The organism is Xanthobacter autotrophicus (assembly GCF_029991245.1).
GTDB lineage: Bacteria > Pseudomonadota > Alphaproteobacteria > Rhizobiales > Xanthobacteraceae > Xanthobacter > Xanthobacter autotrophicus_C.
In genome coordinates this window covers 21,677-29,382 of record NZ_JAIVFO010000050.1, presented here as the reverse complement: position 1 = coordinate 29,382, position 7,706 = coordinate 21,677, and the positions used below count along the sequence as shown (strand labels likewise).

The window sequence follows — 7,706 nt, the reverse complement described above, 5'->3', positions numbered from 1 at the left end:
GGATGCCCCCACCGCCCCTGCCGCGCGCACGGCGAGGTCGGCGAGCTGGCCCTCGGCGGCGACTTCCACGCCGGTGGCGCCCTGGTGGATGTTGGTGATCCAGGACGTGCCCCGCCGCACCATGGCCGCCTCGGCCCGTCCGCCCACCACGAACACCCGGAAGTCCTCGTGGGTCTGCGAAGACGCAGACCGGACTGGAGCGGAAACGAAATCCTGCAGATAATAGACCCCGCCCACCTCCTCGGCGTCCGGCAGCCGGGCCTTGGGCGCAAGGCGCATGAGGCCGCGGCCCTGGGCGCCGAACATGGGCTTCAGCACGCTGTCGCCGGGGGCGGAATCCACCAGCATCTGGGCGGTGTCGCGGTCTTCCAGCACCAAAGTGCGCGGGGTGGGCAGGCCGGCGCGGGCCAGCAGGAAGGTGGTGGCGCTCTTGTCCACGCAGCGCTCGATGGCGCGGGCGTCGTTCATCACCCGCACCCCCATCTCGCGCAAAGCGTGGAGCACGCCGAGCCGGGCGGTGACCTGCTCCAGCGTGCCGGCGGGCACCGAGCGCACGAAGCAGGCGTCCGGCAGGTCGTCGGCAAAGCCCGGCAGCAGCAGGCCGTGGGCGGTCTCCCCCACGGCGAAGCCGCAGGCCTTCAGCGAGATCACCCGCGCGGTGTGGCCGCGCGCGGTGATGGCGGCAATAAGGGAGCGGGTATGCCAGTCCACCCGCTCGGCGAAGAGGACGAGGCCCGCCACCTCAGCCCCCGAAGGACCGGGCGATGAGGATGGGATCGAAGCCGCCGGCGGTGAAGCTCCCGCCATGGTCGATGGCGGTCACCGTCACCCGCGCTGGCGAGAACAGCAGCGGATCGACCTTGTAGAAGTCGCAGTCATAACCTGCGAAGATCTCCCCGAACGGCCGGCCATAATCCCGCGAGGCCAGCGAGGGCAGCCGCGCGGCGAGGTCTTTGGCGGCATCCGCCGGGCCGTGCACGAAGAGATGCACGTCGCCGCCATAGAGCACCGCGTCGTTGGTGCGGCCCATGGCGGTGAGAAAATCCGGCGAGGGCGGGCAGATGGGCGCCGAGCCGACGCCGTCGGCGATGTGCTCCAGCGGGAAGTGCAGCGCGTGCGCCTTGTGCAGCGCCACCTCCAGCACCCGCGCCACGATCTGCACCGTGCCCGCCAGCGAGCTGGTGGGGGTGAGGATCAAGGTGATGTCGGACGGCGCCACGGCGCAGCGCGCGGCGATCTCGTCCACCACCTCGGCCGGGGGCACCACGCCGGTTTCCAGCACGAGGGTGACCTTCTCGCCGCGGTCGCGGTAGCCCAGTTCCCCGTACAGGGTCTCCACCGCCGCAATGGCCCGGCCGGGGCCGGAGCCGAGGGCGAAGAAGTCACCGGCCGCAAGGCTCCAGCCGGCATACTGGCTGCCGAGGCAGGCCAGCACGGGATCGGAGGTGGAGACGCTCGCCAGCGTGTCCCAGGGCGAGAACCGCCCGGCGGGCACCAGCGCCACCCGGCCGAGCCCGCCGAGGCAGATCTCGGCGATGCGGCGGCCGGCTTCCAGCCCGCCGGCGGCGGTGATGCCGGCATCCACGATGAGCGCATCGCGCGGGCCGCGCGACACCTTGAGACGCAGGGCGTCGGCATCGCGGATCAGGGCATCCACCAGCGGCGCCACGCAGGTGGCGAGGCTGATCTGCGGGGCGGCGTCCACGGGGGGGATCAGGGGGAGTGGTGACGTGGCTTGCGAGGTCATGGCCGGGTCTCCCGGAGCGGGCGAACGCAGGCGAGCCCCGCGCGGCGGGCGCGGGGCCGGGCGGGTGAGGACGTGCGGATCTGCATGGCGGCTTCCTACGCGTCCAGCTCGCGGGCGAGCTTGAAGATGGCGGGAAGATCGAAGAACAGCGGGGTATCGGTGACGCACATCTGCTTCAGCAGGGTGTGCTGCACGGCGTACTTAAGATTGCCGATGGCGAGCGCGCCGATGCCGATGCCGTGGGGCAGAACGGCCGCCGCATCATGGGCGCCGATGCCGGCGATGCCGGCGGGCGGCACCGCGTTCACGTCCGCCGCCACCAGCAGCCGGGTTGCGGCCTGAAGGTGCGCGGCGGTGAGGATTTCCACCCCCGCCTTGCCGGCGGCAAGGACCACTTCCGCCTCTGGCACGAGAGCGGCCTTCTCCGCGTCGGTGACGGCGGCGGTGGTGGCCAGCTCCACGCCGAAGCGGGCTTTGAGGTCCTTGGCCTTCTCGTCCACCGCGGCGACCTCGCGATGGCTGACGAGGGTGACGCGCGCCCCCGCCTGCGCGGCGATGACGGCGGCGATGGAGCCCACCACGCCGGTGGCGCCATAGACCTGCACGGCGACGCCCTCCAGGCCCTTGGGCCGGGTCTTCAGCAGGGCCTGTTCCACCTTGGCGATCATGGCGGCGGCGGTGGTGAAGGAGCCGGCGGGATCGGGAAAGATGGAAATCTCGAAGGGCGGGAAGATGGAGGCCTTTGCCTCCGCCGCCATGTCGAGGGCGAGGGCGGCATCCTTGCCGCCGATGAACAGGCCGGTGCGCGGCGCCGACTGGGGCGCGCGGGAGAACATCATGTCCTGCGTCAGGTCCCGCACCTCGCTCAGGGCGACGCGGGAATAGGGGGCGATGGTGGTGTAGCCGGCATCCACCGCCATGTTCACGTCAAACGGGCTGACGTGGCTCAGGGGGGTGATGATGTGGAGAATGGGGGCGGATTCCGCCATGGCGCAGCTCCGTGTCGAGGGAAACATTAGCGGGTGGCTTCGCCCCGGATCGCTCCGGAACTCGGCGGTTGTTTCCCCGCACGCAGTCGAATGGGTGAGACTCTTGAACCAACGCCGCGTGCCGCGCAAGGGCGTTTGCAGCTATCCTTGGCGTGTCTTTGCCGCAGGATACCTTTTCCTTGCACTGCGAAAAAACGAGCGGCCGATAACAGTAGGAAAACACCGCGGGATGCTGCGGTGCACCGGCGGAAGCGGGCGTCCGCGATCTTTCCCTACGTCATGCCCGGGCATGACCTAGGTCTCCTTTCAGAAGGTCGCCTTCAGCCCGGCGTAGGCGGACAGGGGCTGGCCGGGGGACTGCATCTGGGCGTTGTTGAGGCCCAGATAATCGGTGTCGAAGAAGGTGCCGTAGGAGGCATATTTCTGGTTGAAGAGATTGTTGATCAGGCCGAACACCTGGATGTTGGGCGTGATCTGGTAGCTGGTGCGGATATTGGCCACCCAATAGCCCGGCAGCATCGGATTGATGTTGGATTCGTCGCCCACATAATACTGGCTCGACACGGCGATGACGTCGCCGCCCACCTTCCACTTGTCCGTCACCATGTAGTCGGCGCCGAACTTCAGGGTCTGGGCCGGGATGCCGGGAATGTGGTCGCCCGGGGTCACGAAGATTTCGCCGTCGTCCGCCAGCGGATTGTTGGGCGAGGCAAGGGTGCCCGAGAACTGGAAGGTGGCGTCGATATAGGCGTAGTTGGCGTAGAATTTCCACGGGCCGTTGGCATATTGCAGCCCGGCTTCGAAGCCCTGCCGGCGGGTGGCGGGCACGTTGGTGAAATAGCCGTAGCCGGTCTGCTCGCTGGCGAGGGCGATGATGTCGTCTTCACTGTCCACCCGGTAGAGGCCGAGCTTCCAGCTCAGGGCGCCGCCGAAGAGCTTGCTGCCGCCGCGCAGGCCGGCCTCGTAGGTGTGCGACACCACCTGCTCCAGCGGCGGGTCGGCCACCAGGGAATTCTCCAGCAGGCACGGCCGGTTGGGGTCGGCGCAGTTCAGCTCCAGCGGGGTCGGCGCGCGGTTGGATTCCGAATAGCCGCCATAGGCGGTGACCTCGGGCGTGATCTTGTAGGTAACGCCGATGACCGGGTTGATGCGGGCGAAGGTATAGTCGCCATTGAGCTGCGGGCTGGTGCCGCTGGCGTCCTGCATGGTGATCTGTGCCACGTTGAGGCGCGCGCCCATGGTCAGGGTGGCGCGGTCCGTCATGTCGAACGCGTTGGTGGCGTAGAGGCCGTAATAGGTGGTCGTGGCGTCCAAATTCACCGGCAGGTAGAACACCTGATATTCTTCCGGCAGCGAATAATTCGGCTTGTTCTGTAGGTAGATGCCGGTGCCGGCCACGCCCAGGGTGTTGATGTCGGTGATACCCAGCTCGGTGCTCGATTTGAAGTTGACCGTGCTGTAGTCGATGCTGCCGCCGACGACGAAGTAATTGTCGTGGCCGATCAGCTTGTCGGTGCTGGTCGCCTGCACCGAGCCGCCATAGGTGGTGGTCTCGGTCCAGGTGCGGTTGATCACGCCATAAAGCTGGTTGGCGCCCAGCTCGTTGAACGGGATGGTGTTGCCGCTCTGGTCATAGAGCACCATCTGGCTGCGGAAGGCGGCGTATTGCGGATTGGTGACGGGGTTGCCGCCGCCGGCCGGACCGGTGAACTGGTCCTCCTCCAGGCACATCTGGGTGTCGCCGACGCCGGGGTTCCATTTGTTGCTGCATTCCTCCAGGTCGGCGTCGTTGCCGTCCACGTGGGACTGCTTGAAGCGGCGGACGTAGAGATTGCTCTGCAGCTGCCAGGTGTCGGAGAGGTCGTAGCGCCCGTTGAGCGCCAGCATGCCCATGTCGTTCTGGGTGGTCTGCGGCCACGTGTAGACGGAGGTATAGTCGAAGGCGAGCATCTCCACCGGGGTGGGGCCCACCACGCCGAGCGAATTGCTGGCGACGCTGGCTACCAGGTGCAGTTCGCCCTTGTCACCCTTCCAGCCGAGGTCGCCGTAGAACCGCGCCAGCTCGGAGGGGGACTGCTTGCGCCAGCCGTCGTCGCGCACTGCGTCGGCGGCGATGTAGAGGCCGACGCCATCCTTCTCGCCGCCATACTGGATCGAGCCGCCGATCTGGCCGAACGAGCCGCCCTGCACCGAGCCCTCGAAGCCGTGATAGGTGAAGCCGTTCTTCATCTGGATGGAGACGGCGCCGCCGAGCGCGTTGAGGCCGAACGCCGGATTGTTGGAAAACACCTCGGCACGGTCGATGGCGACCTCGGGAATGAGGTCCCAGTTCACCGTGTCGCCGAACGCCTCGTTGAGGCGGATGCCGTTCTGGTAGACCGCGATGCCCTGCGGCGTGCCCTGCAGCGGGGACGCGGCGAAGCCGCGGAAGCGGAAGTCCTGGAAGAAGGCGTTGCCCTGCACGTCGGTGGAATTGGCGCTGGGCGTATACTGGACCAAAGCGTCGATGGTGGAGAAGGACTGCAGCCGGTTGAACTCCTCCGCCGAGATGGCCGTGACCGCGCCGGGCACCCGGTCCGCATCGATGCCGGTTCCGCTGAGCGGCGTGGTGGCGACCACCTCCACCGTCGGCAGCTCGATCGCGCCGCCCTCGGCCGCAGCTTGCGCAAGCGCGGCTCCCGACACCAACACCATGGCCGGCAGCGCCGCCCCCGAAAGGCCGAGCGCCACGGAGATGGCCCGCCAGGAAGTTTCCGCCCTCATTGCCCCGCCCCCTGCTTCTATCCGGACGCAGAACCTGCGCTCCGATGAATGTGCAGCAGTATCACCGCCATCTCTTGTTTGTGGCAGGATAGTGGTTTCAGGTGTTCAGTCAATCTCCTCAAATCTTTAGAGATCTTTGAGAACATCGGGCCTGCAAATATGGACCGGCTGTGCGGTCATGGGCAAAGTGCAGATGCGAAGGCGGCAGATCATTTCTCATCTTTCTCTCAGAATTGGCGGCGCGGCGGGTTGCCGTAGACAGCAAACTGGAATTTCTCCAGACTGCATCCCAATCAAGCCTGCGGTTTCATGTATCCCCGCAGGAAACAAGGGAGGACAGGGGATGCTGACGCGCCGTCGCATGCTCGCGCTCGCGGCAGGCGCGCTGTCGGGTGTGGCCGCGCTCCCGGCGCTGCCCGCCCGCGCCGCCACCGGCCCAACCGCCGGTCCTTGGCCGGTGCTGCGCCTCGGCCTGCTCCAGTTCGGCACCGGGGCGTGGGAGATCGCCGCCATGACGGCGCTGGGGCTCGATGCCGCCCACGGCGTCACCCTCGCCCCGCAGCGCTTCGCCACCAATGATGCCGGCCGCATCGCCTTCCAGGCCGGCGCGGTGGATGCCATCCTGTCCGACCTGCTGTGGGCGGCGCGGGTGAAGGCGGAGGGCCGCGACCTGGTCTATCTGCCCTTCTCCTCCGCCGAGGGCGCGGTGATGGTGCGCGCGGATTCGCCCCTCAGGAGCGTGGCGGATCTCGCCGGAAAAAGGCTGGGGGTGGCCGGCGGCGCCCTCGACAAGAGCTGGCTGATGCTCAAGGCCCATGCCCAGTCCCAGGCCGGCCTCGACCTCCAGAGCGCGGCGCGCCCCGTCTTCGCCGCCCCGCCCTTGCTGGCGGCGGAGCTGGAGCGCGGCAATCTCGACGCCGCGCTGCTCTACTGGACCTTCTGCGCGCGGCTGGCGCCCAAGGGCTTCCGGCGCCTCATCAGTGTCGAGGAGCTGGTGCGCGGCTTCGGCGTGCCGCGCGAGCCGACCCTGGTGGGTTATGTGTTCGACGGCGCCTTCGCCCGTGCCCATCCCGCCACCGTGGCCGCCTTCGCGGGCGCCTCCCGTGCCACCAAGGCGGCGCTTGCCGGCGACGATCCGGCCCGGACGGAGGCGGCCTGGGCCGCCGCGCGGGGCGAGATGCAGGCGCCGGACGAGGCCACCTTCGCCGCCCTGCGGGAGGGCTTCATCGCCGGCGTGCCGCGGCTGTCCCTGGTCGAGGACGAAGCGGCGGCGGTTGAGCTTTATGCCGTGCTGGCGCGGCTGGGGGGCGAGCGCCTGGTGGGGCCGGCGGCAAGCCTGCCGCCCGGCCTTTATTTTGCGCCGGAGCGCGCGGCGCCATGAGACGCGTTCCATGAGGTCTGCCCGGTGAGGTTCACCCCATGAGATTCACCCGATGAGATTCACCTGGTCCGGCGCCCTGGTGCGCATCGGTTCGCTCATCGGGCTGCTGGTGCTGTGGCAGGGGGTGGCGGTGCTTGCCCACAGTCGCGCCTTGCCGACGCCCGAGGCGGTGCTCGCCTTCCTGTCGAAGGAGGCGGCGGCCGGCGACCTGTTCTCCAACCTTGCGGTCACGCTGGCGCGGGTGGCGGTCTCCTTCGCGCTGGCCATGGCGGTGGGCGCCGTCATCGGCGTCGCCTTCGGCCGCATGCGGCGGCTCGACCGGGCGTTCGACAGCTGGCTGGTGGTGCTGCTGAACACGCCGGCCCTTGTCATCACCGTGCTCTGCTACATCTGGCTTGGCCTCACCGAGACCGCAGCGGTGCTGGCGGTGGCGCTCAACAAGATCCCCACCGTCGCGGTGCTGCTGCGGGAGGGTGCGCGGGCGTTGTCGCCGGAGCTGGACGAGATGGCCGGCGCGTTCCGCCTGTCCTTCCTCGACCGCATGCGCCACGTGGTGCTGCCGCAATTGGAGCCGCACCTTGCGGGGGCGGCGCGCTCGGGCCTCGCCCTGGTGTGGAAGATCGTGCTGGTGGTGGAACTGCTGGGACGGCCCAACGGGGTGGGCTATGCCATCTCCGTCTATTTCCAGCTGTTCGATGTCGCCGCCGTGCTGGGCTATGCGCTGGCCTTCATGGCCGTCATGCTGGCCATCGAATATGGCGTGCTGCAACCCTTCGAAGCCCATGCCCGGCGCTGGCGCCTGGAAACCCGCTGAAATGAGGCCGAA

At 68.3% G+C, this 7,706-nt stretch carries 6 protein-coding genes; 2 read left to right on the top strand and 4 right to left on the bottom strand.

Annotated features, from left to right (window positions below; all coding sequences use genetic code 11):
• The 4 genes from K9U41_RS10695 to K9U41_RS10680 all read right to left on the bottom strand — a co-directional run.
• The coding region (locus tag K9U41_RS10695) for an ATP-grasp domain-containing protein (RefSeq protein WP_282640824.1) at window positions 1-741 on the bottom strand (741 nt) is incomplete at its 3' end.
• Between the two features lies 1 nt (window position 742).
• On the bottom strand, window positions 743-1,747 hold the full coding sequence (mch, locus tag K9U41_RS10690; RefSeq protein WP_282640823.1) for a methenyltetrahydromethanopterin cyclohydrolase: 1,005 nt from the start codon (window positions 1,745-1,747) through the stop codon (window positions 743-745).
• A 95-nt stretch (window positions 1,748-1,842) separates the two neighbouring features.
• Window positions 1,843-2,736, bottom strand: coding sequence for a methylene-tetrahydromethanopterin dehydrogenase N-terminal domain-containing protein (locus tag K9U41_RS10685; protein ID WP_282640822.1), 894 nt, complete (start codon window positions 2,734-2,736; stop codon window positions 1,843-1,845).
• 306 nt (window positions 2,737-3,042) lie between these two features.
• On the bottom strand, window positions 3,043-5,499 hold the full coding sequence (locus K9U41_RS10680) for a TonB-dependent receptor (RefSeq protein ID WP_282640821.1): 2,457 nt from the start codon (window positions 5,497-5,499) through the stop codon (window positions 3,043-3,045).
• Between the two features lie 343 nt (window positions 5,500-5,842).
• Between K9U41_RS10680 and K9U41_RS10675 the strand changes: the two genes are divergently transcribed.
• Window positions 5,843-6,880, top strand: a complete 1,038-nt coding sequence (locus tag K9U41_RS10675) for an ABC transporter substrate-binding protein (RefSeq protein WP_282640820.1) — start codon at window positions 5,843-5,845, stop codon at window positions 6,878-6,880.
• Window positions 6,881-6,932: 52 nt separating this feature from the next.
• Window positions 6,933-7,694, top strand: coding sequence for an ABC transporter permease (locus K9U41_RS10670; protein WP_282640819.1), 762 nt, complete (start codon window positions 6,933-6,935; stop codon window positions 7,692-7,694).
• Window positions 7,695-7,706: the final 12 nt, after the last annotated feature.

Excerpts from the sequence above, each read along its gene's own strand:
- mch (WP_282640823.1), bottom strand. The coding sequence starts at position 1,747 with ATGACCTCGCAAGCCACGTCACCACTCCCCCTGATCCCCCCCGTGGAC.
- K9U41_RS10685 (WP_282640822.1), bottom strand. The coding sequence starts at position 2,736 with ATGGCGGAATCCGCCCCCATTCTCCACATCATCACCCCCCTGAGCCAC.
- K9U41_RS10680 (WP_282640821.1), bottom strand. The coding sequence starts at position 5,499 with ATGAGGGCGGAAACTTCCTGGCGGGCCATCTCCGTGGCGCTCGGCCTT.
- K9U41_RS10675 (WP_282640820.1), top strand. The coding sequence starts at position 5,843 with ATGCTGACGCGCCGTCGCATGCTCGCGCTCGCGGCAGGCGCGCTGTCG.
- K9U41_RS10670 (WP_282640819.1), top strand. The coding sequence starts at position 6,933 with ATGAGATTCACCTGGTCCGGCGCCCTGGTGCGCATCGGTTCGCTCATC.